Source organism: Streptomyces sp. NPDC000878, assembly GCF_053599695.1.
Genome location: NZ_JBSFMT010000024.1, coordinates 63,422 through 89,421, shown reverse-complemented (window position 1 = coordinate 89,421; position 26,000 = coordinate 63,422). Strand labels below are relative to the sequence as shown.

The window sequence follows — 26,000 nt, the reverse complement described above, 5'->3', positions numbered from 1 at the left end:
GCGCACTCATGTCCCTTTTGCCGACCGAAGCCGCCCCCGCCTCACTCGGTGTCGGGTATCGGCAGCGGGCGCTTCTCGATCGCCGCGGCCATGATGTCGGGGAACAGATCGGGCGTACAGGCGAACGCCGGTGCGCCCAGCGCCGCGAGTGCCGCCGCGTGCTCCCTGTCGTACGCGGGCGCCCCCTCGTCCGACAGCGCGAGCAGCGTCACGAACTGCACCCCGGACGCCTTCATCGCGGCGACCCGCTTCAGCATCTCGTCGCGGATGCCGCCCTCGTAGAGGTCGCTGATCAGTACGACGACCGTCTCGGCGGGCCGGGTGATCTGCGACTGGCAGTACGCGAGCGCCCTGTTGATGTCCGTACCGCCGCCGAGCTGCGTACCGAACAGCACGTCCACCGGATCGTCGAGCTGGTCGGTGAGGTCGACGACCGCCGTGTCGAAGACGACGAGGCGTGTGTCGATCGACCGCATGGACGCCAGCACCGCCCCGAACACCGACGCGTACACCACCGACGCCGCCATCGACCCGGACTGGTCGATGCAGAGGACGACCTCCTTCTTCACCGACTGGGAGGCCCGCCCGTAGCCGATGAGCCGCTCCGGCACGATCGTGCCGTACTCCGGGAGGTAGTGCTTGAGGTTGGCCGCGATCGTGCGGTTCCAGTCGATGTCGTGATGGCGCGGCCTGCTGATCCGGGCGCTGCGGTCCAGCGCCCCGCTGAGCGTGGCCCGGGTCCGCGTGGCGAGCCGCTTCTCGAGGTCCTCAACGACCTTGCGTACAACGGCTCGTGCCGTCTCCTTCGTCGTTTCCGGCATCGCCTTGTTGAGGGAGAGCAGCGTGCCGACGAGGTGGACGTCCGCCTCGACCGCCTCCAGCATCTCGGGCTCCAGCAGGAGCGTGGAGAGCCCGAGCCGGTCGATGGCGTCCCGCTGCATGACCTGGACGACGGACGACGGGAAGTACGTCCGGATGTCGCCGAGCCAGCGCGCGACCGACGGCGCGGACGCCCCGAGCCCCGCCGAACGGTCCCGCCCCGCCCGCCCCTTGGCCCCGTCCCCTCTGCCGTACAGCGCGGTGAGCGCCCCGTCCATGGCGGCGTCCTGCCCGGAGAGCGCGCACCCGGTACCGTCCGCCGCGTCGCCCCCGAGCACGAGCCGCCATCGCCGCAGCCGCTCCTGTGCCGGATCCACCGACTCGGTCACCGTCGTCATGTCCCCACCCCCACAAGGTCGTTGTCGTCGAGCCCCCCGGCCCCCACACCCGCCACCGCCACGGCCCCCAGCAGCAGCCGCAGCACCGGCAACACGGCATCCGCTCTCCGGGCGTCGAGGTCAGGCGCGAAGCCCGGCACACCGGCAGCACCGGCAACCGCGCTCCCCCGCTGGCCCGGACCACGCCGGACCAGTTCCCCCAGCGTTCTGCGCACCCCGGGCTCGTACGCCGAGAAGGTGCGCCTCAGCAACGGCAGCACATCGGTGAACGCCTCCGCCGGCACCCCGGTCAGCCAGGCGTCGACCAGCCCGAGCAGCCGTCCGTCGTGCACTAGCAGCATCCCGCCCCCGGAGCCGCCCCCGACGAACCCCTCGATCCACGAGGCCGCGTCCCCCGGCGCCGTCCCCGGCGACAGCACGAGCCCCATGAGCACGGCCGCCTCGTCCTGCGCCAACTCCCCGTCGTCCAACAGCAACCGCACGGCCCGCCCACGCACAACCCCGGCCACACTGTCCCGCCCGGACAGAACCCTGAGCACGGAGTGCCAGCGCTGCCGCAACTGGCTGCCGTGTCCCGGCGCGGGAAAGTCCGCCGCAGGGTTCGCACGGCCATCCGCGGGGCCGCTCTCTGGAGCAGCGGTTGAGGGTTCCGCGGGGGCGTCAGAAGAAGCCGACGTGGCCCCGGGAGCACCCGCAAGAGCCCCCTCGGAGGCGCTAACGGAGACAACGCCGTCAGCGGCCCCCGGAGTCTCGGCACTACCCGGAACAGCGGCCGAAGGGGGCACAGACCTACCGGAAGGAGCCGACGTAGCCGCCGGACCGCTCGCGGCACTCTCCTCGGAAGCACCCGCAGGGGTCTCCCCAACGGCACCCACCGAGACGACGCCCGCAGCCCCCGCCGACTCCGTACCGGCCGGAGCCGGGCTCGCCGCCTCGCCGAGCAACCCCACCGCCCCGTGCACCGCGTCAACATGGCGTCGCATCTCCTCCGCCGCGTCCGTGTCGAGCGCGGCGCAGGCCGGGGGCAGGCCGACGAAGACGCGTTCGGCGAGGCCCGCCGCGACCTCGGCCAGCGCCCGGGTGTCCGTGCCGCGTACGTCGCCGTAGCGCAGGGAGCGGACCAGCGCGGGCAGGGCCTGGGCGAGGTGGCCCACGTCCGCGTCGAGGGCCGCGCGGTCGGCGAGGACGCGCATCACCACGGGGAGCGCGTCGGCCAGTTCGGCGAGCAGACAGCGCTCGGCGAGTGCGGTGACGTCGGCCAGCGAACCCGCGCCGACTGCGTCGGCCTCCACCCTGGCGCTCGCCGCCGAGAGCACGGTCGTCCCCCACACGCCGGCCTCGGCGACCCGTACCGCCAGCTCCGGCTCCCACCGCAGCCGCCAGGTCTCCCGGAACGTACCGGTGCTGCCGCGCGACGCCGCGGGTTCGCCCCAGCCGATGCCGAGCAGCCGCAGCCGGTGCAACAGCCGACTGCGCGCGGCGTCGGTCTCCTTGCGCAGGTCGAGTTCCAACTCCCGTTCCAGCGCCTCCGGTTTGAGCCGCAGCCGACGCTGAAGCCGTGTCAGGTCACGCTGCAACGGCACGGCGGGCGCCGACTCGGGCACCTCCCCGAGCACGTCCCCGACAACGAGCCGGTCCTGCACCAGGGCCAGCGGTACGTCCGACCCCTCGCACATCACCGCCCGCACGGCGTCGGTCGTCTCGGTCAGCCCAGGCAGCGGGCGGCCCCGCATCGCGGCGAGCGTCTCCGCCAGCCGCACCGCCTCGATGACATGCGCCGAGGAGACCATCCTGTCCTCGTCGCGCAGCAGCCCGGCCACCTTGGTCATCCACCGCTCGACCGGCCGGTCCCGCGCCCCGAACAGATGCCCGTACCAACCGGGCGAGTCGATGCCCGCCCCGTACCCGCTGGCCCGCGCGAGCCTGCGATGCGTCCACGGCACCCAGGTCACGTCCACCTTGACCTTGGGCAGCCCCTTCAGCAGCGCCCGGTCGGCGGCGACGGCCCCCTTCCGCCGCAGCGCGGGCACATGCCAGGCCCCGCACACCACGGCCACCGCCGCGTCCCCGAACTCCCGCTGCGCCGCCCGCACCTGGAGCCGCATGTACGCCTCCCGCACCGGATCCCGGTCGTGGCCCCCGGTCCCGTACACCTCCCGCAGCGCACCCATGGCCTCTTCGAGCACCTCGAAGGGAGCGAACGCGCCGCCCTCCCCCACCCCCCGGTGCTCGACGACGTCCTCCCACCAGCGCTCCGGATCGTCGTAACCGCCGACCCGCGCGAGCACGGCAAGCGGATCGACCCGCACCTCGGCATCGACATCAGCATCGGAGTCGGAGTCGGAGTCGGAGGCAGGATCGCCGCCTCCGTCCCCCTCCTCTCCCCCCTCCTTCTCTTCCTCGCTCCCCCACGCCAGCGTGTGCGTGGCGGGAAGGTCGATGAAGCGGGCGGGGACCCCGTGTTCCAGGGCCCAGCGGATCGCCACCCACTCCGGGGAGAACTCGGCCAGCGGCCAGAACGCCGAGCAGCCGGGTTCGTCCACGGCGTGGGCCAGCAGGGCGACCGGCGGGCGCATGTCCTCGTCGGCGGCCAGCGGGATCAGGGCGTCGGCCTCGGGCGGCCCCTCGATCAGTACGACCGCCGGCCGCGCCGCCGCCAACGCGGCCCGCACCGCCCGCGCCGACCCGGGCCCGTGATGCCGCACACCGAGCAGCAGCGGCCCGCCGCCGGACCTCCCACCACGGCCCTCCCCCTCGACGTCCGTCACACCAGCCCCCTCTTGGGCCACAGCGTGTCGTCGTCATCGGACACCCTGCTCACCACACCGACCTCGACGGACACCGAACCGCCTCCTACCGACATCCCGAACACCCGCCCCCGCACACCCGCACAAGCACCCGCACCCGCCATGCAGCTCACGCGCTCACCTCCCGGCACGCCCGGTAGAAGTCCTTCCAGCCGTCGCGTTCGCGGACCACCGCCTCCAGGTACTCCTGCCAGACGACCCGGTCGGCCGCCGGATCGCGGACGACGGCGCCGAGGATGCCCGCGGCGACGTCGGAGGCCCGCAGGACGCCGTCGCCGAAGTGGGCAGCCAGGGCCAGGCCGTTGGTGACGACCGAGATCGCCTCGGCGGTGGACAGCGTGCCGCTGGGCGACTTCAGCTTCGTACGGCCGTCCGATGTGATGCCGTCGCGCAGCTCACGGAAGACGGTCACGACGCGGCGGATCTCCTCGAACCCCTCCGGCACGGCCGGCAGGTCGAGCGAGCGGCCGATCTGGTCGACCCGGCGCGAGACGATGTCGACCTCGGCGTCGGCGCTCTCGGGCAGCGGCAGCACGACCGTGTTGAAGCGGCGGCGCAGGGCGCTGGACAGTTCGTTGACCCCGCGGTCGCGGTCGTTGGCCGTCGCGATCAGGTTGAACCCGCGGACCGCCTGCACCTCCTGCCCCAACTCCGGTATCGGCAGGTTCTTTTCCGACAGGATCGTGATCAGCGTGTCCTGTACGTCGGCCGGGATGCGGGTCAGCTCCTCGACTCGGGCCGTCATCCCCTCCGCCATCGCCCGCATGACGGGGCTGGGCACGAGGGCGGCGCGGCTCGGGCCGTGCGCGAGCAGTTCCGCGTAGTTCCAGCCGTACCGGATCGCCTCCTCCGGTGTGCCGGCCGTGCCCTGGACCAGCAGCGTCGAGTCGCCGCTGACCGCCGCCGCCAGATGCTCGGACACCCAGGTCTTCGCCGTACCGGGCACGCCGAGCAGGAGCAGGGCACGATCGGTCGCGAGGGTCGTGACGGCGACCTCGACGATGCGGCGCGGGCCCACGTACTTCGGCGTGATCACGGTGCCGTCCGGCAGCGTGCCGCCTTGCAGATACGTCGCCACGGCCCACGGCGACAACTTCCAGCGGGCCGGGCGCGGACGGTCGTCCTGCGCTGCCAGCGCCGCGAGTTCGGCGGCGAAGGCGTCCTCGGCGTGCGGGCGCAGCTCTTCCGTCTTGTTCGCGTGGTCGATCGCGTGATTGTTCGCGTGAGCGGACTGGTCTTGGCTCGGGTCGACAGATGTCGGTTCAGCGGAAACAGGCATGGCTCGGTCCCCCTCCAGCTCGGCCGGTCTTGGCCCGTTCGGATCTGGTGACCACACTGCACCACGCCACTGACAACGCGTTCTGACCTGCGAAAACGCCATTTCGAGGGCTGAGTGGTGATCGCTGTGAGGACCGATTGTCAGTGCCGGGACCTACCTTCGATGTCATGACTCAGCAGGGGGTGCGCTGGACGGCGGATCAGGTGCTGGCACTGGCGCCTGACGTCTCGTCACGCAAAGCGGGAAGCAAACTCGGCGCGGCCGGACCGTGGTCCGAGGCCGGCAGTTCTGACGAGGGGACGGTGTGGGGACTGTGCAAGGGCAGTGGCAGCAAGCCGTATCAGACGGTCGTCGACATCGCGGACGCCACCGGGCCCGCGTACAAGTGCAGTTGTCCGAGCCGCAAGTTCCCGTGCAAGCACGCCCTCGGGCTGCTGCTGCTCTGGGCGGGCGGGGACGGCGCGGTGCCGCGAGGGGAGGCGCCGGGCTGGGCGGAGGAGTGGCTGGCGGGACGGCGGAAGCGTGCGGGAGAGAAGCGGGCGGCGGAGGCAGGTGGTCCCGGGTCCGCCGATCCGGAGGCGGCGCGGCGCAGGGCGGAGCGCCGGGCCGAGCGGATCACGGCGGGGGCGACGGAGCTTGAGCAGCGCCTCGCCGACCTGCTGCGCGGCGGCCTGGCCACGGCGGAGCAGGCGGGGTACGGGCTGTGGGAGGAGACGGCGGCCCGCATGATCGACGCGCAAGCACCCGGACTGGCCGCGCGGGTGCGGGAGTTGGGGGCGATTCCGGCGTCCGGTCCGGGCTGGCCGGTGCGACTGCTGGAGGAGTGCGCGCTGCTCCACCTACTCGACCGGGGCTGGCTGCGCCGGGACGAGCTGCCGGAGGGGCTGGCGGCGACGGTGCGGTCCCGGATCGGCCTGCCCGGATCGGCGGACGGCCCACCGGTGCGCGACCAGTGGCTGGTCCTCGCCCAGTACGAGACGGCGGACGCCCGTCTGACGACCCGCAGGATCTGGCTGCACGGCAAGGAGTCGGGCCGTACCGCCCTGCTCCTCTCGTTCGGGGCGGCCGGCCGCGCCCCCGAACTGGCGCTGCCGGTCGGGCTGGCGTTCGAGGCGGAAGTGTCCGCGTATCCCGGCGCCGGGCAACTGCGGTCGGCCCTGGGCGAGCGGTTCACCCCGCCCGCCCCGACGGACGTACGACCACCAGGCACGACGACCACGCGCGCGGCGGAGCGATACGGGGAGGCGCTCCGGGACGACCCCTGGCTGGACTCCGTCCCGGTGACACTGGACCGGGTCATACCCGTCCCGGACGGAACCTCCTGGCAACTGGCGGACGCCGACACGGACTTGGCCCTGCCCCTGGCCCCCTCCGCCGTCGCCCACCCCGGCCTGTGGCGCCTGGTCGCCCTCTCGGGCGGCACCCCCGTGACGGTCTTCGGCGAGTGCGGCCACCGGGGTTTCACTCCCCTGACGGCCTGGCCACAGGGGACAGCGGGACAGGCGGTCCCCCTGTGCTGAAGCGACGCGCCACTCCACGGTCCCCGACGGACACGACACTCCACGACTCCCGGCGAACCCACCGCCCTCTCAGACGCCCCGCCACCTACATCGGCGAATGCGGTCACCCGGGCCCCACTCCCCTCGCCGCAGGGGACGCCAGGCCAGGCAGTCCCGCTGCACTGAGCCGACGCACCACTCCACAGTTCCCGACGGACACGACTCCCAGCGAACCCACCGCCCTCTCAGGCGCCCCCGCCACCTCCATCGGCGAGCGCGGTCACCAGGGTTTCGCTCCCCCGACGGCCTGGCCGCAGAGGACGCCAGGACAGCCGGTCCCCCTGTGCTGAACAGGCGCGACCTTCCACGACTCCCCACACCCACCACTCCACGCCCCACGACTCCCGACCGACGAAAGGGAACCTCATGAACGGCAGCAAGGCCTCCGCCCCCGGGGACACGCCTTCCGCGGGCACACCCGTGGCGGGCGGCGCCTGGGAGGAGCTGGTCACCGCGGCGCTGCTCGGCACGGAGCGGCGTACGCCCCCGGGCTGTCCGCCGGGCGGGCAGGCGCCGGTCGTGCTGCTCGACGCGGCGGCCGTGGAGACCGTACGGCGGCGGGCGGGGCTGCGGCCGGCCCGGGCCGCGACGCGTCCGGCGCCCGCTGTGGCGGACCCGCGCCCGCCGCTGCCTCCGGCGGCGGCCCGCAGGCTGGCGATGCTGCTGGCCGACCGGCCCGGCACCCCGGGCGGCAGCGGTCGCCGGGGCACGGCGCCGGATCTGATGGAGCTGCTGCCCCAGTGGCTCGCGGCGGCGAACACGCACGGTTTCGCCGCCCCTCCACAGGCGCTGCCCGCGCTGCTCGACGCGGCCAGGGGGCGTACGGATCTGCGTCCGGCGGCGCTGGCTTTCGCGGGCCCGCGCGCGCTGTGGCTCGCCCGGCTGAACACGGACTGGCGGTTCGCCCTGCGCTCGGCCCCGGGCGGGGGCACGGCCCTGCCCGGCGCCGACGAGACCGAGCGGATCCAACAGCTGTGGCAGGATGGCCTGTTCGCCGAGCGCGTCTCCCTCCTCGCGGCGATACGCGCGCGGGAGCCCGCTGCCGCCCGGGAGCTACTGGAGACGACCTGGCCGACGGAGCGCGCCGAGGACCGGCTGATGTTCCTCGACTCGCTCCGCACGGGACTGTCCGCCGAGGACGAGCCGTTCCTGGAGCGGGCGTTGGCCGACCGCAGCCACAACGTCCGGGCGACGGCCGCCGAGTTGCTGTCCGCGCTGCCGGACTCGGCGCTCGCCGCACGGATGGCGGTCCGGGCGGGAGCGTGCGTGGCCGTCGACCACACGGACAGCGCCGACCACGCCAACCACACCGACAGCGCGACCGGCAAGGGTGGCGGTACGACGGGCAGGCCCGCGCTCGTCGTCGAGGCGCCGCACGAGTGCGACGCGGGCATGGAGCGCGACGGCGTCGTGGCCAAGGCCCCCGCGGGACGCGGCGAACGGTCCTGGTGGCTCGGCCAGTTGGTGGAGGCCGCCCCGCTCGGATCCTGGTCGGCGCGGCTCGGCGGGCGTACGCCGGAGGAGATCCTGGCGCTGCCGGTGGCCGACGACTGGCGGGGCGAGCTGCACGCCGCGTGGTGCCGGGCGGCGGTGCGACAGCGGAACGCCGACTGGTCCCGGGCGCTCCTCGGCGCGCCCTCGACACCCGAGGCCGGCGGGCCCGGCGCGGTGTCCCTGGCGGAGCGGGCGAAGCTGCTCGCGACACTGGACTCCGCCGAACGGGCGGAGTGGGTCGCGGGGTTCATCGCGACACACGGCCTGTCGGAGGCGTTCCAGCTGCTCGGGGTGTGCGCGGTGCCCTGGGCTCCGCCGCTCGGGCGGGCCGTGGTCGACGCGCTCAACATCGCGCGGGACGCGGGGAGTTACCCCTGGAGCTTCAGCGGGGTGATGGGCCTGGCGGAACGCTGCCTGGACTCCTCCGAGGCCGGCCGTCTCGACGGTCTGCTGGCGATCCCGGACGAGGGGGAGGACGCGTCACCGGGCGCGGGAAGCTACTGGGCGGAGGCGTTCCAACGCCTCGTGGGCACGTTGCGCCTGCGCGCGGCCATGGCGGAAGAACTGGGGAACTGAGGGCCACTCAAGCAAGCCCGGAGGGCACCTGGCAATCGGACCGAGACGGGCGGGTGGGCAGGAAATGTCTGAACAGCAACCCACCCTCACCCCCGAGCCGACTCCCGCACCCACTCCACCACCGAAGCCGTGGTCGCCCCAGGCGTGAAAATCTCCGCGACCCCCTTCTCCTTCAGGGCGGCGATGTCCGCCTCGGGAATGATCCCGCCGCCGAAGACCTTGATGTCGGCCGCGTCCCGCTCCCGCAGAAGGTCGATCACGGCCGCGAAGAGCGTGTTGTGGGCCCCGGAGAGGACGGACAGCCCGATCGCGTCGGCGTCCTCCTGGATCGCGGTGTCGACGATCTGCTCGGGGGTCTGGTGGAGACCGGTGTAGATGACCTCCATACCGGCGTCCCGCAGCGCCCGCGCGATCACCTTGGCGCCGCGGTCGTGCCCGTCGAGCCCCGGTTTCGCCACCACCACTCGGATCGGACCGCCGGCCACACCCATCACTGCCTCCATGAAGCGCATGAAGTGAACGAACGTTACGTCCAGCATCCCGCAACCCGCAGTTTCACGACGATCGGCGAGGGGGAAATCACACGGTGGGACACGTTCGCCGCGCACCGCTCCCTCACCGGAGCGGAGCAAGGGGAGCCGCATCGAGGTCGTCGCACCACCGCGCCGCGAGCCGCGCGCCGTGGCGGTGCGGTGGCTCGGAGATGGCACGAAGGGCGGAAAGGGCACGACAGCGGGGAGCTTCGTCGCCATACGGCAGGGAGGCTCTCCACCCCTTGGCGTCATACACGCCGCACGCCCCTCGTACACCACCGACGCCACCACCGGCCGCCCTCGTCGCGACCCCCCACTAGGGCACACGGGGGACAGAGAAGTCCTCCCGCGTGCCGACAGGAGGTCGGCCATGAAGGTCATCCGGGCAGTACAGCCGCTGCTGCCGCTCTGCGAGCGCGTCCTGCCGAGCAGGCTGGCGGGGTTCTCCCTCGCTCTCCTCAAGGCGACCGCCCTGGAGATCGCGATCCTGGCGGGACATCTGCTCCTCTACCCGTCGGGCATCACCCAGGAACGCCGGGCCACGGCCACAGACCCCGCCACCCCCGCCACGCCCCCCGGGACCCCCACCACCACCCAGCTGCCGACGGAACCGAAACCCCCGGTCGTCCTCCTGCACGGCTTCATCGACAACCGCTCCGTCTTCGTCCTGCTGCGCCGTTCCCTCGCCCAGCACGGCCGACAGCAGGTCGAGTCGCTGAACTACTCCCCGCTGACCTGCGACATCCGCACCGCGGCCGAGCTCCTCGGCCGGCACATAGAGGAGATATGCCGGCGCACGGGCCACCCCCAGGTGGACATCGTCGGGCACAGCCTCGGCGGCCTGATCGCCCGCTACTACGTACAGCGGCTCGGCGGCGACTTCCGCGTCCGTACGCTCGTCACCCTCGGCACCCCGCACTCCGGCACCCGGGTCGCCCCGCTGGCCGACGCGCACCCGATCGTCCGGCAGATGCGCCCCGGCTCGCAGGTCATCGAGGAACTGCGCCTGCCCGCGCCCGGCTGCCGTACGCGCTTCGTCAGTTTCTGGAGCGACCTGGACCAGCTGATGGACCCGCCGGAGACGGCCTGCGTCGACCACCCGGACCTGCTGGCGCAGAACGTCCAGGTCACCGGTGTCGGCCACCTCGCCCTGCCCGTGCACCCCGCCGTCGCGACCGGAATAAGGCAGGCCCTCGACGAGAGCGACGCCCCCGTCGCCACCGGAGCGCGGACCGGCGGACTGACCGTGGCGTGACCCCGCGCACGGGCGGCTGAGCACCACCAAGATTCGAACAATCCTCGAACGCCAGGCCAAACCCGTGCCCGCACTCCCCCGAAACACGGCCGAATGCCCGTTTCCCGCAGGCACGAAACCTGCGGAAGATTGTCGCGCCCGCATACCGCCGGGTACAGTCGCCGCACTGCTCTGCCAGCTCTACCAGCCCCTGTTGTCGAGGCGAAAGAGAAGTTGGTGAACGAACGTCACCCGTCGGGGACCATGACCACCCCGGCTCCGGCTTCCGATGCCGCGACAGCGCATTACGCGTCGTACGGCACCCAGGAAGTCCCTTTCGGTGACTTCACCACGTACGACCCCACCTTCGCCAACGGTTTTGACGCGGGTATGGGCACGGGTACCGGTACCGGCACTTTCGACACGGACCCGCTCTTCGGCAACATGCCGGCCGACGACACCACCGGTTCGTACGACAACTCCCAGTGGTCCACCGGCAGTCACCACACCCTGAACTACGACCCGTACGCGGCCCAGCACCACGCCGCCTACGACACCGGGGCGTACGACGCCACCACCTGGGCCCCCGGCTACCAGCAGCTCGCCGACATCCCCGCGCAGTCGCCGCCCCCGGGCGCCGACACCAGCGGTCAGTGGGACGCGAACGCCTGGCTGCAGCCCGAGCAGACCGGCCCGGCCGACCAGACCCAGCACTGGGAATGGGGCACGCAGGCCTTCGACACCGGTGTGTACGACGCCACGCAGTGGAACTCGGACAGCGGCCAGGGCAGCACACCCGCCTCATCCGGCGAGTACGACCACGAGCGTGAGCACGAGTACGACCAGCAGGCCACCGCGATGTTCGAGCAGATCGCGGACGTGCCGGACGTACAGGAGTACGACCAGCACGCCCTCGCCCACGACGAGTCCGACCTCGTCGCCGACGGCGAACCGCCCGCCGAGGCCCCGCTGCTCGACGGCCAGGAAGAGACCGTCCCGAGCACGGCCCCCACCGGCGGGCGCGCGGCGTCCCGTACGGCGGCTCGCAACGCGGGCCGGTCCCGCCGTCGTACCCCGGCCAAACGTTCCGCTCTGCTGACCGTCGCCGTTCCGTCCGCCTGTGTGATGGGGGTCGCGGGCATCGCCGCCGCCTCCGTGGGCGGCATGAGCGGTGACGACGAGCAGAACACGACGGCGTCGGCGTCGGACGGCGTCGCTGTGAAGGCGTCCACCGCGAACAACAAGCTGGACTCCCAGCTGGAGAGCCTCTCCGCGGGCGCCGACGACTTCGCCGACCGGGCCAGCCGGACGCAGGAACGTATCGACCTCAAGGCCCAGCAGCTCGCCGACAAGAAGGCAGCGGCGGCGGAAGCGGCCCGCAAGGAGCGCCTGCGCCCCAAGTACGCCCTGCCCGTCGCGCAGAAGGGCCTCAGCGCCTACTTCGGCCAGGCCGGCATCAACTGGATGTCCGTGCACACCGGGATCGACTTCCCGGTCTCGTACGGCACGACGGTGATGGCCGCGACCGACGGCACCGTCCGCACGCAGTGGAACAGCGCGTACGGCAACATGATGATCGTGACCGACAAGGACGGCACGGAGACGTGGTACTGCCACCTCTCCAGCTACCAGGTCCCGTCCGGTACGACGGTCAAGGCCGGCGACCCCATCGCGTACTCCGGAAACTCCGGCAACTCGACCGGCCCACACCTGCACTTCGAGGTCCGCCCGGCAGGCGGCTCAGCGATCGACCCCCTCCCATGGCTCCGCAGCCACGGCCTGGACCCGACGTAGCAGGACCACTGCCGTATCGCGCCCTGTAAGGGGCGCCCCGATAGGGGCGCGGGGAACTGCGCGACCAGCCCCCACCGGCCCGCAGATCCATCACCACCGCACCCCGCGCGGAGCGCTAAAGCTTCTCAACAGGCGCGTACCGCAACAGCAACCGCTTCGGCTTGTCCTCCCCGAAGTCGACCGTCGCCTCCGCGTTCGAGCCGGTCCCCTTCACACCCACCACGGTCCCCAGACCGAACTGGTCGTGCGTGACCCGGTCCCCCACCGCCAGCGCGACAACCGGCTTCTCGGCGCCACCCCGACGCGTGGCGAAGCCGGACGCACCCGAGGCTGCGGAGCGCGAGCGCGAGGACGACAGCGAGGACGCCACCCCGGAGACCGGACCCGAGGACGACGCCGGAGCCATCCCGCCCGTGCGCTTCCACTCCAGATGGGTCGCCGGGATCTCCTCCAGGAAACGCGAGGGCGGGTTGTACGAGGGCTGCCCCCACGCGCTGCGCAGCGACGACCGGGTCAGATACAGCCGTTCACGCGCGCGCGTGATGCCGACGTACGCGAGCCGCCGCTCCTCCTCCAGTTCCTTCACCTGGCCGAGGGCACGCATGTGCGGGAAGACGCCGTCCTCCATGCCGGTCAGGAACACCACGGGAAACTCAAGGCCCTTGGCGGTGTGCAGGGTCATCAGGGTGATGACACCGGAGCCGTCGTCGTCCTCGTCGGGGATCTGGTCGGAGTCGGCGACCAGCGCGACCCGCTCCAGGAAGGCGGCGAGCCCGGCCGGGGCCGCCGCCTCGCCCTCGGCGGGCTGTTCGGCGTCCGCCGCCGCGTCTTCGGCCGCTGAGGCCGCTCCAGCCGCTCCTGACTCCTGCTCGAACTCCAGGGCCACCGCGGCGAGTTCCTGGAGGTTCTCGATCCGGGTCTCGTCCTGCGGGTCGGTGGACGCCTGCAACTCGGCGAGATAGCCCGTGCGTTCGAGCACCGCTTCGAGGACGGTCGCCGGGCCCGCGCCGGACTCGACGATCGTACGGAGGTCCTCCATCAGCGTGTTGAACTTCTTGACCGCGTTGGTCGAACGCGACGCCATCCCGTACGCCTCGTCCACCCGCCGCAGCGCCGCCGGGAAGCTGATCCTCTCGCGCTGCGAGAGCGCGTCGATCATCGCCTCGGCACGCTCCCCGATGCCCCGCTTCGGGACGTTGAGGATCCGCCGCATCGGCACCGAGTCCTCCGGATTGGCGAGGACACGCAGGTAGGCCAGGACGTCCCGGACCTCCTTGCGCTCGTAGAAGCGGACACCGCCGACGACCTTGTAGGGCAGGCCGACGCGGATGAAGATCTCCTCGAAGACACGGGACTGGGCGTTCGTCCGGTAGAAGACGGCGACGTCGCCCGCCTTCGCGTCGCCCGCGTCCGTCAGGCGGTCTATCTCCTCGGCGACGAACTGTGCCTCGTCGTGCTCGGTGTCGGCGACGTAGCCGGTGATCTGCGCGCCCGCGCCCGCGTTGGTCCACAGGTTCTTGGGGCGGCGGGACTCGTTGCGCTCGATGACCGCGTTGGCGGCGCTCAGGATCGTCTGCGTGGAACGGTAGTTCTGTTCGAGCAGGATCGTCGTCGCGTCCGCGTAGTCCTCCTCGAACTGGAGGATGTTGCGGATCGTCGCGCCCCGGAAGGCGTAGATCGACTGGTCGGCGTCACCCACGACACACAGCTCGGCGGGGCGCAGATCGTGCTCGCTGGGCGGTACGTCCACCGGGTGCTCGGCGGTGCCCACGAGTTCCCGTACAAGCGCGTACTGGGCGTGGTTGGTGTCCTGGTACTCGTCGACGAGGACGTGCCGGAAGCGGCGGCGGTAGTGCTCGGCGACGTCCGGGAAGGCGCGCAGCAGGTTGACCGTCGTCATGATCAGGTCGTCGAAGTCGAGCGCGTTGGCCTCGCGCAGCCGCGACTGGTACATCGCGTACGCCTGGGCGAGGGTCTTCTCGAAACCGTCGCTCGCCTGGGCGGCGAAGTCCTCCTCGTCGATCAGCTCGTTCTTCAGGTTGGAGATCTTCGCGCTGAACGACTTGGGCGGGAAGCGCTTGGGGTCCAGGTCCAGGTCGCGGCAGACGAGCGCCATCAGCCGCTTGCTGTCGGCCGCGTCGTAGATCGAGAACGAGGACGTGAAGCCGAGCCGCTTGCTCTCCCGGCGGAGGATCCGCACGCACGCGCTGTGGAACGTCATCACCCACATCGCGTTCGCGCGCGGGCCGACGAGCTGCTCGACGCGCTCCCTCATCTCGCCGGCGGCCTTGTTGGTGAAGGTGATCGCGAGGATCTGGCCGGGGTGGACGCCCCGCTCGCCGAGCAGATACGCGATGCGGTGGGTGAGCACGCGCGTCTTGCCGGAGCCGGCGCCCGCCACGATGAGCAGGGGGGTGTCGGCGTGCACGACGGCCGCGCGCTGGTTCTCGTTCAGCCCGTCCAGGAGCGCGGCCGGGTCCACCACGGGGCGCGGGGCGCCGTCGCGGTAGTACGCGTCCCGGTCCGGCGGCGCGTCGAACTGCCCGCCGAACAGGTCGTCCAGAACGGGCTCCGGCGCATGCTCGTCCTCGGGCGGCGGCGGGGGCTCCTCCTCGTGGGCTCGAGGGCCCTGGAGGTCCGCCAGGAAGCTGTCGTCAAAGAGGCTGCTCATCGCTCTCCGAGTCTAGGCTCCCCCACTGACAACCGGCCGCCACCCCGAAAACATCCGCCGGGCTGTCCGGACAGCAGATCCCGGACCGGTATGAACACATCAAGTGCGGACCAAGCGGCACACACTCCTCCAGATCGACTCCGGGGAGCAATGTTTAGGGTTGAGGTCACAAAAACGTATCGGGCATAGCGGTCATCAACCTTCACAGGGGCCACACGAATTGGTTAGCGTGCCCTGCAGGCCGCTCGACCCCCACCGGCGAACATCGCCGGGCCGCGCGGCCTCCGCCGAGTCCGATCGTGCCGCCCTGTGCGGCAGGAGCCGGGGACCCACCGAAAACTTGGGGTGAATCGGTCCGACTGCCGTCCAGGGCAAGGACCGTAGGGCAACCCTTCCGAACCACCCGCCCGAACCCGACAGCTAACCCGGTAGGCGGAACGTGGAAGGAGTCGCCTCTCTTGGCGTCGTCGCACCGCAAGTCGCGTCCTACGGGAACGCGCGTAGCAGGCATACGGACCCCCGCCTTCGCCACGGCGGCCCTGACCTCCGTCGCGCTGCTGTCCCAGACCGCCAACGCCGCGCCCACGGAGCCCACCACTCCCCCGGCGCCCTCGGCCGACGACAAGCCGAGCATGGAGGAGGTCGAGGCGAAGGTCGGCGACCTCTACCGCCAGGCCGAGTCGGCCACCGACAAGTACAACTCCGCCAAGGAGAAGACCTCCAAGCAGCGCAAGCGCGTCGACACCCTGATGGACGACGTGGCCCAGCGCACCCAGAAGCTCAACGACGCGCGCGAGGAACTCGGTTCCTTCGCCGCGGCCCAGTACCGCACCGGGTCGGCCGCCCCCGACACGGCGACGTTCCTCCTCGCGGACGACCCGCAGGACTACTTCGACCAGAACCAGCTGATGGACCGGCTGACCGCCCGCCAGAAGGACGCGGTCGACGAGTACATCACGGAGCAGGCCGAGACGACGCAGAAGCGCCAGGAGGCCACCGCGAGCCTCGAATCGCTCACGGAGTCCCAGGACAACCTGCGGACGACCAAGACCACCGTCCAGACGAAGCTCGCGCAGGCCCGCCAGCTCCTCTCCCGCCTCACCGCCGAGGAGAAGCTACGGCTCGCGGCGATCGAGCGGGAGAAGCAGGCGGAGGCCCGCCGCCAGGCGCAGGAACTCGCCCGTCAGCAGCAGGCGGCGGAGCAGCAGCGCCAGCAGGAAGCGGCGGCAGCCGCGGCGGCCCAGCAGTCGACGGGCGGCACCGCCTCGGACACGTCGACGGCACCGGCCACCGACTCCTCGTACGCCACCAAGGCCGAGAAGGCCCTCACCTTCGCACGCGCACAGATCGGCAAGCCGTACGTCTGGGGCGCGACCGGCCCGGACTCGTACGACTGCTCGAGCCTCACCCAGGCCGCCTGGAAGGCCGCCGGAGTCACCCTCCCGCGCACCACCTACGACCAGGTGAACGCGGGCACGACGGTCTCCCTCTCCGACATCCAACCCGGTGACCTGGTCTTCTTCTACGACGACATCAGCCACGTCGGCCTCTACATCGGCAACGGCATGATGATCCACGCCCCGAAGCCGGGTGCGTACGTCCGCGAGGAATCGATCTTCTACGACGGTGAGTCGGCGATCCACAGCGTGGTGCGCCCGGCCTGACGGGCAGGTCGGGCAGGTCTCATCAGGTCCAGAGCACGGCGATGAAGATGTTCGCCGTGGTGAACAGGCCCACCAGGCCGAACAGCCGCTTGTCCACGGTCTCGTCGTCCCGCTTCACATAGACGAGGCCGAGGATCACGATCAGCAGCGCCAGCTTCACGCCGATCTTGACGTTGTTCACCGTCTGGTCGTCGGCCTGGTTGAGGCCCACCAGGGCGACGCCGGTGACCAGCATGGTGAACGCACCGTGCAGCATCGCCGGCACGAAGCGGGCCGTGCCCTGCCCCATCGCCTTCATCTGGGTGAGAAACCCGCCAAGAAGCGAGGCGATGCCGATGATGTGCAGGCCGACGAAGAGATGGATGAGTACGTCCATGGGCCCGGAGCCTAATCAGAGGCCCCCGAGCCGCATGACACCGGGCCGTGAAGGGCGTTCGCAAGGCATCCAGCGCGCCTCGCGCGACACTCGGAGACCTCGCATATATGCACCCCATAGCACTGTGTAATCACCATGTGCCTCCCAAACCTCCTCATCGGTCAGCCGTCTGCGTGAAGTCGGCGGCGGCGGAGCGCGATCACGGTCGTATGCGGTCACCCGGTGGTCGGCTCACGCCAGTTCCGTACATGGCGTTACCCCCACGTCACACTCCGGTTTAGCGTCCTCCACCAGGTGACCGGCTCCCCACCGCCGCCCGGGCCAGGGGCGGCAGTCGGACACCACCGCCGAGAAAGTCCGGCGGCGGACCGCTCCCCCTGTGCGGGCCGCCGTCGGACGCGCAACCGCCCTCCTGGGTCCGCTTCCCAGGCAGCCTTCCGGCGGTCGACGTAGTGGCGGTCGTACGAAAGGACGTGACGCCCCGGTGGCAGCGCACCGCAAGCCCCGACAGCGCTCGCTCAACGGCAGTACGGCCCGCACCGCCGCCACGATCGCCCTCGCGGGCGCGGCGACGGCGACCGGCTTCGACGGCATCGGGTACGCCGAGCCACAGCTGACCCAGGCCCAGGTCGAGGCCAAGGTGAACAAGCTGTACGAGGAGGCGGAGGTCGCCACCGAGAAGTACAACGGAGCGAAGGAGAGGGCCGAGCGGGCGGAGCGGCGGCTGGGGAACCTGCGGGACGAGGCGGCCCGCAAGGAGGACCGGCTCAACTCGGCGCGGGAGGCGCTGGGTTCGATGGCCGCGGCTCAGTACCGCTCCGGCGGACTCGACCCCGCGCTGCAACTCGCCCTCTCCGACGACCCCGACGGCTATCTCGCCGGCGCCGCGTTCGCCGAACGGGCGGGCAGCAGACAGGCGTCGGACGTGACCCGTGTACGCAGGCAGCTGCGGGAGATCGAGCAGCTGCGCGGGGCCGCCCACGTCGAGCTGACGACCCTCAAGTCACGCCAGGCCGAGCTGAACCGCCACAAGAAGACGGTGACCGGAAAGCTGGGCGAGGCCCGCAGGCTGCTGTCCCGCCTCAGCACGGAGGAACGTGCCCGGCTCGCGGCGGCGGACGGCGGCAACGGCGGCAGCTGGAGCGGGGGGCATGCTTCACGGTCGTCGGGGAGTGCGCGGGACGGGCTGGGGGCGGCCGGCGCCGTCGACGCCGCTGGGGCGTCCGGGGCCTCCGGAGTCGCCGAGGCACCCAACTCGCGTGCGGCGGCGGCCGTTTCCTACGCCCACCAGAAGCTCGGCAGCCCCTATGTGTGGGGCGCCACCGGCCCGGACGCCTTCGACTGCTCGGGCCTCATGCAGGCCGCGTACCGCTCCGCGGGCATCTCCCTGCCCCGCACCACCTACGCCCAGATCAACGCCGGCCAACGTGTCTCACGGTCCGAACTCCTCCCTGGCGACCTGGTGTTCTTCTACTCGGGCATCAGTCATGTGGGCATGTATGTGGGCGGCGGCCAGATGATCCACGCCCCGAACCCCTCTGCGCCGGTACGGGTGGCACCCCTGGACGAGATGCCGTTCGCGGGGGCCACGAGGGTGGCTTGACTACACAAGCCGCCGGGCCGTGGCCCACCGGGTCAGCTCGTGCCGGTTCGACAGCTGGAGCTTCCTGAGGACCGCCGACACATGCGACTCCACCGTCTTCACGGAGATGAAGAGCTGCTTGGCGATCTCCTTGTACGCATAGCCCCGGGCGATCAGCCGCAGTACCTCCCGCTCGCGCTGGGTGAGGCGGTCGAGGTCCTCGTCCACCGGCGGGGCGTCCGTGGACGCGAACGCGTCCAGGACGAACCCGGCGAGCCGCGGCGAGAACACCGCGTCGCCGTCCTGGACGCGGAAGACCGAGTCGACGAGGTCCGTGCCGGTGATCGTCTTCGTGACGTATCCCCGCGCACCGCCACGGATCACGCCGATGACGTCCTCCGCCGCATCCGAGACGGACAGCGCCAGGAAACGGACCGGCTGCTCGGGGTCGGCCATCAACGGGGCGCAGCGGCGCAGGACTTCGACCCCGCCGCCGCCCGGCAGATGGACGTCGAGCAGGACCACCTCGGGCCGGGTGGCGGTGATGACGGTGACCGCCTGGTCGACGTCGGCGGCCTCACCGACCACCTCGACGCCGGTCCGCTCGGTCTGCCCGATCTCGGCCTGAACCCCCGTACGGAACATACGGTGGTCGTCGACGAGAACCACCCGCACCCGCCGCCCCACCGCGTCACCACTGCCGCTGCCGCTGCCGGCAGGCTCACCGGCCTGGGCGCCCTCGGCGGGTGCGGTGGTGGGTTCTGCAGCCGCTGTCGGTTCGGCCGACTCCGCCGAACCGGCCGGACCGGTCCGCCTGTTCTCCCCCTGTGCCTCGCTCATGACGTACTCTCCGCCCTCTCCATCTCCAACTCGACCTCCGTGCCGCCACCCGGTACCGCGCGCAGCCGCGCCGTACCGCCGTTGCGCTCCATACGGCCGATGATCGATTCTCTGACGCCCATGCGGTCGGCGGGTATGGAGTCGAGGTCGAAGCCGGGTCCGCGGTCCCGGACGGACACGAAGACCGTCCTGCCCTCGACCTCGGCGTAGACCTGTACCGCGCCGCCCTCGCCACCGTACTTGGCGGCGTTCACCATCGCTTCCCGCGCGGCCTGCATCTGTGCGCCGGTTCTGTCGTCGAGCGGACAGTCGCCGACGACCACGACCTCTATGGGAACACCGTGCTTGTCCTCCACCTCCGCCGCGCTGCGCCGCACCGCCTCGGCGAGGGTGTCGGGTTCGTCGGCCTCTTCCTTTCCGGTGCCCTCGGGTTTGTAGAGCCAGTTGCGCAGTTCGCGCTCCTGGGCGCGGGCGAGACGGCGCACCTCGTTCGCGCTCTCCGCGTTGCGCTGGATCAGGGTCAGGGTGTGCAGCACCGAGTCGTGCACATGCGCGGCGACCTCCGCACGCTCCTGGGCGCGAATGCGCATCAGGCGCTCCTCGGAGAGGTCCTGGGTCATCCGGACGAGATACGGACCGGCCAGCAGCGCTGTCCCGACCAGCACCGCGAGCGCTGCCTGGAGGACCGAGCCGAGGTGGGCGGCGGAGCCTTGCAGGACGAAGATCCCGGACACGCCCGCCGTGACCAGCATGACGCCGGCCGCGGCACGGACGAGGGTGAGCGTGCGCCGGCGGCTGCCGACCTCCATCCAGCGGGCCCGCCGTGCGTTGTCCGCCTGGCGCCAGACCAGGGCGACACCCGCGGCGACGAGCACGGTCGGGAACAGATAGGCCTTGGCGCCCCCGCCGAGATTCACATTGCCGACGAACACCATGGCCACGACGACCATGAGGAGCAGGGCGACGATCTGCCCCTTGTCCGGCTTGCGGGCGACGAGTCTGCGGCGGCCGTCGGGCGACGTCTCCGCACTGACGAGGGACGGGGGCCGCTGGGCGTCGACGCCGCCGACACCGAGCGGCACGAAGAACCAGAAGGCCGCATACAGCAGCGCACCGAGTCCGTCCGCCATGAACAGGCCGACGAACATGAGGCGCAGCCAGATCACCGGCAGCCCGAGATGCCCGGCGAGCCCTCGCGCCACGCCTCCGAGCCAGCGTCCGTCGCTGCTGCGGTAGAGCTTGCGCGGGGGCCGCGGTTCGACGAGTGGCAACGCTGCGGCTTCCGGCATGCCATCGATGTTCACACGAGCGGCGGGCCCGGGCATCAGGGTCGGTCCCCGAGACACCCCTGATCTTCGGGCCCGCCTGCCCTCGAACGCTTCCCCCGCCCCTCCTCAGGGCCGATATCAGGGTTCGCCCAGGGTCATCCCGACTGCCGCCGAGCTGCCTCAAGCGCCAACATGGACGCATGACAGATCACGCACACGCCGCGACGGGTCCGGGACCCGGCTCCGGCCCGCGCCCTTCCTCGGGCGCCGGGCCGCAGGATGCCGCACCCGCCGCGGCAACCCCACCGCCCGCGGAGAAAGGGGAACCGCGCGCGCCCGAGCACACGGACGCGACTGCGGCAGCCACAGCCGACGAGCAGCTGCCGGGCAGGTTCCGGCGCGACCGGCGGCAGAAGATGCTGGGCGGGGTGTGCGCGGGGCTGGGGCGGACCTGTGACATGGATCCGGTGATCTTCCGGATCACGCTCGCGGTGCTCTCCGCGACCGGCGGCATCGGCCTCATCTTCTACGGCTTCGCCTGGCTGTTCGTACCGTACGAGGACGAGGAGGAGAACGAGGTCCGCAAGCTGCTCACCAGCCGAGTGGACGGCCAGGCGCTGGCGGCCGTGCTCTTCGCGCTGGTCGGCTGCGGTGTGTTCCTGACGATGCTGAAGAACGGCGGGGTGCTGTCCTTCGCCGTCATACTGTCCATCCTTCTCGCGGGTGCCGGCTACTGGTCGCGCAACCGCGGCGCCCCCGACCCCGACCCACTGGCCGCCCAGGCCGTCGCAGACGCCCCGCCGGAGGCCAAGGCGCCCCCGGGCCCTTCCGCCTACCCCTCGTGGTGGCGCGACCCCATCGTCAAGGACGGCACACACGTCGGCGGGACCGGCTATCTGTGGGGCCCCCCGGGCACCCTCGACCGGGACATCGCGGTGCCGGGCAACATCACTCACGGCAACTACGGCGGCCGGACCGCGGACATACGGGCGGCCTGGTCCAGCCCACCGAAACCGCGGGGCCCGCGCTGGATCGGCGGCTGGATCCTCCTGCTCGCCCTCCTCGCCGGATTCCTCGGCACGGCCGCGAAATGGGACGAGGAGGCACTCGCCACCAGCCTGCAGACCGGCCTGGCCTGCGCGCTCACGGTGTTCGGCGTCGGCATAGCCGTCAGCGCGTTCCTCGGCCGTACCGGAGCCGGCTCGGTCTTCCTGGCGATCATCACAGCGGCCCTGCTGGCAGGCTCGGCCGCACTGCCCAAGGACGTCAGCGCCCACTGGGCGCACAGGGAGTGGACCCCGACCGCGGTGGCGAACGTACAACCGAGGTACGACGTCGGCACGGGCGAAGCCACCCTGGACCTGACCGGGCTGCGCCTCGCCAAGGGGCAGACGGTGACGACAGCGGTCGAGGTGGGCGTGGGCCGGATCGAGGTGATCGTGCCGAAGAACGCGACGGTGAAGGCGGACATCGAGGTGGGGATAGGTGACATCCAGTTGCCCGGCGACGGCAAACAGGACGTGGACGTGGCACCGGGCAAGCACAAGCAAGTCACGCTGGCACCGGCGGGCGGCGCCAACGTGGGCACGGTCGTCCTCGACCTCGGGGTCGGCCTGGGACAGGCGGAGGTGACCCGTGCTACGTCATGAGTTCCAGCCCGGAAAGCTGATCGCCGGCATCTTCGTCACCATCGCCGGCATCACCTATGTCGGCGACGCGGGCGACGCCTGGGAGACACCGTGGTTCGCGGTGATCCCCCTCCTGGTCTTCGGCCTCGCCCTGGCAGGCGCCGTGGCCCTCCTGACCGGAGCGATACGCCGCCGCAGGAAGACCCGCCGCACGCCGACACCCCCGGCCGACACACCGGAGGCGGCAGCCCCCTCAAGCCACCCGGAGATACCGAACTGAGCGTCGGCCAATGACCGGCCAACCACTCACCTCACCACCGCGGCTACCGATATCCCTCGGACCGCTGCCGCCGTCGCCCCCGCAGGGCGGCATCCACAGAGAAGACGGACGCACCGGCGAGAACCAGCGGGAGCCAGGCCATCAGATAAGGGAGGTCGTTGCCGAAGTAGTACGGGTCGGAGGCCCAGCTCACGGTCAGCCAGAGGCTGAGCGAGATCAACGCGCCGCCGACCGCCGCCAGCCGCGCCAGCAGCCCGAGCAGCGTGCCGATACCGACGGCCAGCTCGCCGAAGGCGATGGCGTAGCCGAAGCCGGCGGGGTTCTTGAGGGCGAGGTCCACCAGGGCCGGGATGGCGGAGGAGTCCCGGACCGTACGCATCAGATCACCGACCGAACCCGATCCGGAGTCGGCGAAGAAGGAGCTGTCAGTGAGTTTGTCCAGACCGGCATAGATGAAGGTGACGCCCAGGAAGACGCGCAGGGGCAGCAGGGCGTAACGAGTGGCCGTGTCCCGCCAGTCCCGCTCGCCGTCCAGATAAGGAGAGTGCGTGTCCGTTCGAGTGCTGTGAGTCATCGCTCTTAGCCGCCTCTCGCCCGCCATACGTTGACCCCTCAACAGACGATACGTACGCCGACGTGACCTCGCTCACTTCCAGTACGCCAAATTTCAGCCTTTGGCCGGGAAGCAGCGGCGACCGAGCGCCAGGCCTGCGCAACCACCACCAGGAGGCAGACCCTCAGACCGTCACATCGATCAGTCCGTCACATCGATCACGCACCGGTTCGTCTCCACGCCCGCCGCGGTGACCACCTGGACCTCCACCCGCCCCGGCTCCACGTCCGCGGGTACCGGCACCGTCAGCACCTCGTCGCGAGGGTTGCTGAAGCCGCCGGGCACCGGGACCAGGGGGACATGGACGTGAACCGGGCCGATGCGGACGACCATGCGGGAGAGCCGGTCAGCGGTGCCCGCGCCCGGGGGCACGAAGCCGGCGCCGCGGATCTCGATGTCGTCGCCGGTGCGGATCGGGGCGTCCAGGTCGCCCGCCTCCCGGGACCGGACGACCGAAAGGATCACCGGCCGGCCGCCCTCCGCGTACTTGCCGGCCACATAGGTCGCCGCCGACACCAGCACCACCACCGCCAGCCCCCACGGCAGGTCCGGCAACTGATCCGGACGCCGAGCCAGCCGTACGACCGCGAAGAGGAGAGCGACCGTGCCGATCATCACGTACTGGATGTCCGCGAAGGTGCCGCGGCCCGAGTCGTCCGTCAGGAGGTCGGCCGCGCGGGGACGGTCCGCCCGTACCTTCTGGAGGCGCTGGCCGAGGACACGCAGGCCGACCACCCTGCGCACGAGCACCGCGATCGCGCACACGACCGCGAGGACGGTCACGACGCCCGCGCCCCGGGCGAGTTCGAGGCCGGCGATCAGCGCGTCGCGCTCCTCGTGGCTGGAGGCCGCCGCCAGCCGGCCGACCAGCACGAGCACGGCGTACGCCACGAACAGCACCCAGACCGCCGCCACGACACGTGACGTCGAGAGGCGGTTGTCCTCGCCGATCAGGGGTGCCAGTGCCCCGCCCCGCGCCCGGTGGAGCCAGGACGCGGCGGTCAGCGCGCCGCCGACCAGGACGGCGGCCACCAGCCCGGCCGTCCGGGCGGACGTCCAGCCCACCCCGATCGCGGTGAGCGCCTGCACGAGCAGCAGAACGCCGATCAGCGCCCACACCGTGAACGCCGTACGGCGCCACAGGCGGGCGAGCCACACCTCGCCCTCGGCCCGGCCGCGCTCGGCGACGACCGCCGCGGACTGGGTCAGTTCGTCCGAGACCCACTGGCGGGAGGCCGAGGCCGAATGGGCCACCGCCGCCGGCAGCCCCTGTCCGGCCGCGAACCCGTCCCGCATGAGCAGGAACTCGGCGACCGCACGCCGGTGTCCCGTACGTGCCCCGTGCGGGCAGTCCCCGCAGGTGCAGCCGCCCCCGTGTTCCCCGGGCAGCACACCTTGTCTCGCCTCCTGCACCGCCACGCCCGACGCCTGCCTTCCCGCACCCGAAGCCCGAACCACACACGCGCGGATCGCCAACCGAACCGCACACCCGAACCGCTCAACCGACCGCCGTACAACTCCCCCGCGACGAGAGCGAATTGTGCCCTACGCAACACCCTCCGCGTACGGCAGGTCGGCCCCGGCAAGGGAAAAGGCGAGTGAAACCGCGACCCCCGTGTTGACCCGGCTGCGAGAATTTGCGTATGGCCGAGATCATCCAGCGCGACGGGACCTGGGCCTTCGACGGCAGCACGGTCAGGATCACGCCGGGGCTCCACCGTTCCGTGCCGCTGTTCCGGCAGACGTACGGCGAGGTCGCCGTGCCTCTGGAGGCGGTTTCTGGCATCGTCTACGAACCCGAACGCAAGCGTGGGCGGCTGCGATTGCGGCTGCGCGAGGGCGCCGACCCATTGCTCCAGGCGACGGGCGGACGGCTGCCGGACGCGGCGGACCCGTACCGGCTGACGGTGGACATCGACCGGTCCGGAGTCGCCGAGTACATCGCCGAGGAGATCCGGCACGCCCTGCTCCTCGACCAGGTGCCCAAGGAACCGGCGAAGGCGTATCTGCTTCCGGGTCCGCCCGTGCCGGTGTCGGTGCGGTCCAGCGACGGCATGGTGTCGTTCGACGGTACGCAGATCCGGATCGACTGGGCCGACACCTCCGACCGGGTCAAGCGGGCCACCGGGCCACGCATCGTCTCCGTCCACGATCTCGTCCAGGTCGACTGGCTGCCCAACTCCGGCTACGCGGACGGCTTCATGCGCTTCGTGACCCGCGAGACGGTGTTCTCCAAGCTGCCGCCCGAGAAGGACCCGTACGCCCTCGACCTGTGGGGCAGCGCCCGCCGCGACCTGCTCACGGCGCTCGTCGCGACGGCGGTCACCGCCCGGCTGCCGCACCCCTCCACCCGGGCGGTCGACTATGTGGAACGCCCCCGGCTCACGCCCGCGGTCCCGCCGCAGTCCGACCATCACGACGTACTCCTGCGCAGGCTCCGGGAGTTGGGCGAGCTGCACCGCGAGGGCGTGCTGACGGACGAGGAGTTCACGACGACCAAGGCGGCCGTCCTCCGGGGTTTCTGACTCGCCCGGCTCATCCGGCTCATCCGGCTCATCCGGAGTCTCCGGTCCGGCCCGCCCACC

General features: G+C 71.5%; 19 protein-coding genes and 1 riboswitch. Of the genes, 9 read left to right on the top strand and 10 right to left on the bottom strand.

Translation table 11 applies throughout. The features are described 5' to 3' along the window. Nucleotides 1–41 precede the first annotated feature (41 nt). The 3 genes from ACWDR4_RS22380 to ACWDR4_RS22370 form a co-directional block, all read right to left on the bottom strand. Complete coding sequence (locus ACWDR4_RS22380; RefSeq protein ID WP_450410879.1) at nt 42–1,217, bottom strand: VWA domain-containing protein; 1,176 nt, start codon at nt 1,215–1,217, stop codon at nt 42–44. Continuing rightward, nucleotides 1,214–3,985 (bottom strand): DUF5682 family protein, encoded by a 2,772-nt coding sequence (locus ACWDR4_RS22375; RefSeq protein ID WP_450410877.1) that lies wholly within the window; start codon nt 3,983–3,985, stop codon nt 1,214–1,216. The genes ACWDR4_RS22380 and ACWDR4_RS22375 overlap by 4 nt, the downstream gene beginning before the upstream one ends. Before the next feature lie 148 nt (nt 3,986–4,133). Next, complete coding sequence (locus ACWDR4_RS22370) at nt 4,134–5,303, bottom strand: ATP-binding protein (RefSeq protein ID WP_450410876.1); 1,170 nt, start codon at nt 5,301–5,303, stop codon at nt 4,134–4,136. A gap of 167 nt (nt 5,304–5,470) precedes the next feature. Between ACWDR4_RS22370 and ACWDR4_RS22365 the strand changes: the two genes are divergently transcribed. Next, entirely contained in the window at nt 5,471–6,823 is a 1,353-nt protein-coding gene (locus ACWDR4_RS22365; protein ID WP_450410874.1) for an SWIM zinc finger family protein, read from the top strand. A 405-nt stretch (nt 6,824–7,228) separates the two neighbouring features. Then, nucleotides 7,229–8,932, top strand: coding sequence for a DUF5691 domain-containing protein (locus tag ACWDR4_RS22360; RefSeq protein ID WP_450410872.1), 1,704 nt, complete (start codon nt 7,229–7,231; stop codon nt 8,930–8,932). An 86-nt stretch (nt 8,933–9,018) separates the two neighbouring features. On the opposite strand, the gene ACWDR4_RS22355 is transcribed toward ACWDR4_RS22360, so the two are convergent. Continuing rightward, entirely contained in the window at nt 9,019–9,423 is a 405-nt protein-coding gene (locus tag ACWDR4_RS22355; RefSeq protein WP_450410955.1) for a cobalamin B12-binding domain-containing protein, read from the bottom strand. A gap of 412 nt (nt 9,424–9,835) precedes the next feature. Between ACWDR4_RS22355 and ACWDR4_RS22350 the strand changes: the two genes are divergently transcribed. Both ACWDR4_RS22350 and ACWDR4_RS22345 read left to right on the top strand, forming a co-directional pair. After that, nucleotides 9,836–10,720, top strand: a complete 885-nt coding sequence (locus ACWDR4_RS22350) for an esterase/lipase family protein (RefSeq protein WP_450410870.1) — start codon at nt 9,836–9,838, stop codon at nt 10,718–10,720. A gap of 216 nt (nt 10,721–10,936) precedes the next feature. Further along, nucleotides 10,937–12,493 (top strand): peptidoglycan DD-metalloendopeptidase family protein, encoded by a 1,557-nt coding sequence (locus tag ACWDR4_RS22345; protein ID WP_450410869.1) that lies wholly within the window; start codon nt 10,937–10,939, stop codon nt 12,491–12,493. Between the two features lie 115 nt (nt 12,494–12,608). Here the strand turns inward: ACWDR4_RS22345 and pcrA are convergent, their stop codons facing one another. After that, a complete protein-coding gene (gene pcrA, locus ACWDR4_RS22340) occupies nt 12,609–15,164 on the bottom strand; it encodes a DNA helicase PcrA (RefSeq protein WP_450410867.1) in 2,556 nt (851 codons plus the stop codon). Between the two features lie 275 nt (nt 15,165–15,439). Further along, nucleotides 15,440–15,614: riboswitch (cyclic di-AMP (ydaO/yuaA leader) on the top strand. A gap of 8 nt (nt 15,615–15,622) precedes the next feature. On the opposite strand from pcrA, the gene ACWDR4_RS22335 reads away from it, so the two are divergent. Next, nucleotides 15,623–16,828, top strand: coding sequence for an NlpC/P60 family protein (locus ACWDR4_RS22335; protein WP_450410865.1), 1,206 nt, complete (start codon nt 15,623–15,625; stop codon nt 16,826–16,828). A gap of 22 nt (nt 16,829–16,850) precedes the next feature. On the opposite strand, the gene ACWDR4_RS22330 is transcribed toward ACWDR4_RS22335, so the two are convergent. Next, nucleotides 16,851–17,204, bottom strand: a complete 354-nt coding sequence (locus ACWDR4_RS22330) for a hypothetical protein (RefSeq protein WP_235475414.1) — start codon at nt 17,202–17,204, stop codon at nt 16,851–16,853. A gap of 484 nt (nt 17,205–17,688) precedes the next feature. Between ACWDR4_RS22330 and ACWDR4_RS22325 the strand changes: the two genes are divergently transcribed. Continuing rightward, on the top strand, nt 17,689–18,807 hold the full coding sequence (locus tag ACWDR4_RS22325; RefSeq protein WP_450410863.1) for an NlpC/P60 family protein: 1,119 nt from the start codon (nt 17,689–17,691) through the stop codon (nt 18,805–18,807). Here ACWDR4_RS22325 and ACWDR4_RS22320 read toward each other — a convergent pair whose 3' ends face one another. Continuing rightward, nucleotides 18,808–19,626, bottom strand: a complete 819-nt coding sequence (locus ACWDR4_RS22320) for a LuxR C-terminal-related transcriptional regulator (protein ID WP_450410861.1) — start codon at nt 19,624–19,626, stop codon at nt 18,808–18,810. It abuts the gene before it with no gap. Further along, nucleotides 19,623–20,915, bottom strand: coding sequence for an ATP-binding protein (locus ACWDR4_RS22315; protein ID WP_450410859.1), 1,293 nt, complete (start codon nt 20,913–20,915; stop codon nt 19,623–19,625). The genes ACWDR4_RS22320 and ACWDR4_RS22315 overlap by 4 nt, the downstream gene beginning before the upstream one ends. Before the next feature lie 179 nt (nt 20,916–21,094). Between ACWDR4_RS22315 and ACWDR4_RS22310 the strand changes: the two genes are divergently transcribed. After that, a complete protein-coding gene (locus tag ACWDR4_RS22310) occupies nt 21,095–22,543 on the top strand; it encodes a PspC domain-containing protein (protein ID WP_450410857.1) in 1,449 nt (482 codons plus the stop codon). Then, entirely contained in the window at nt 22,530–22,802 is a 273-nt protein-coding gene (locus ACWDR4_RS22305; protein WP_450410856.1) for a hypothetical protein, read from the top strand. Before ACWDR4_RS22310 ends, ACWDR4_RS22305 begins: the two co-directional genes overlap by 14 nt. Nucleotides 22,803–22,845: 43 nt before the next feature. Here ACWDR4_RS22305 and ACWDR4_RS22300 read toward each other — a convergent pair whose 3' ends face one another. Together ACWDR4_RS22300 and ACWDR4_RS22295 are read right to left on the bottom strand one after the other, a co-directional pair. Continuing rightward, on the bottom strand, nt 22,846–23,376 hold the full coding sequence (locus tag ACWDR4_RS22300) for a DoxX family protein (RefSeq protein ID WP_450410855.1): 531 nt from the start codon (nt 23,374–23,376) through the stop codon (nt 22,846–22,848). A gap of 180 nt (nt 23,377–23,556) precedes the next feature. Then, on the bottom strand, nt 23,557–24,834 hold the full coding sequence (locus ACWDR4_RS22295) for a hypothetical protein (RefSeq protein ID WP_450410854.1): 1,278 nt from the start codon (nt 24,832–24,834) through the stop codon (nt 23,557–23,559). Nucleotides 24,835–25,058: 224 nt separating this feature from the next. Between ACWDR4_RS22295 and ACWDR4_RS22290 the strand changes: the two genes are divergently transcribed. After that, a complete protein-coding gene (locus tag ACWDR4_RS22290; RefSeq protein WP_450410853.1) occupies nt 25,059–25,940 on the top strand; it encodes a DUF4429 domain-containing protein in 882 nt (293 codons plus the stop codon). Nucleotides 25,941–26,000: the final 60 nt, after the last annotated feature.

Bases quoted from the DNA above. Each gene is read 5' to 3' on its own strand.
- ACWDR4_RS22310 (WP_450410857.1), top strand. From the start codon at position 21,095: ATGACAGATCACGCACACGCCGCGACGGGTCCGGGACCCGGCTCCGGC.
- ACWDR4_RS22380 (WP_450410879.1), bottom strand. From the start codon at position 1,217: ATGACGACGGTGACCGAGTCGGTGGATCCGGCACAGGAGCGGCTGCGG.
- ACWDR4_RS22350 (WP_450410870.1), top strand. From the start codon at position 9,836: ATGAAGGTCATCCGGGCAGTACAGCCGCTGCTGCCGCTCTGCGAGCGC.
- ACWDR4_RS22360 (WP_450410872.1), top strand. From the start codon at position 7,229: ATGAACGGCAGCAAGGCCTCCGCCCCCGGGGACACGCCTTCCGCGGGC.
- ACWDR4_RS22355 (WP_450410955.1), bottom strand. From the start codon at position 9,423: ATGGGTGTGGCCGGCGGTCCGATCCGAGTGGTGGTGGCGAAACCGGGG.
- ACWDR4_RS22315 (WP_450410859.1), bottom strand. From the start codon at position 20,915: ATGCCGGAAGCCGCAGCGTTGCCACTCGTCGAACCGCGGCCCCCGCGC.
- pcrA (WP_450410867.1), bottom strand. From the start codon at position 15,164: ATGAGCAGCCTCTTTGACGACAGCTTCCTGGCGGACCTCCAGGGCCCT.
- ACWDR4_RS22290 (WP_450410853.1), top strand. From the start codon at position 25,059: ATGGCCGAGATCATCCAGCGCGACGGGACCTGGGCCTTCGACGGCAGC.
- ACWDR4_RS22370 (WP_450410876.1), bottom strand. From the start codon at position 5,303: ATGCCTGTTTCCGCTGAACCGACATCTGTCGACCCGAGCCAAGACCAG.
- ACWDR4_RS22365 (WP_450410874.1), top strand. From the start codon at position 5,471: ATGACTCAGCAGGGGGTGCGCTGGACGGCGGATCAGGTGCTGGCACTG.
- ACWDR4_RS22320 (WP_450410861.1), bottom strand. From the start codon at position 19,626: ATGAGCGAGGCACAGGGGGAGAACAGGCGGACCGGTCCGGCCGGTTCG.
- ACWDR4_RS22300 (WP_450410855.1), bottom strand. From the start codon at position 23,376: ATGACTCACAGCACTCGAACGGACACGCACTCTCCTTATCTGGACGGC.
- ACWDR4_RS22330 (WP_235475414.1), bottom strand. From the start codon at position 17,204: ATGGACGTACTCATCCATCTCTTCGTCGGCCTGCACATCATCGGCATC.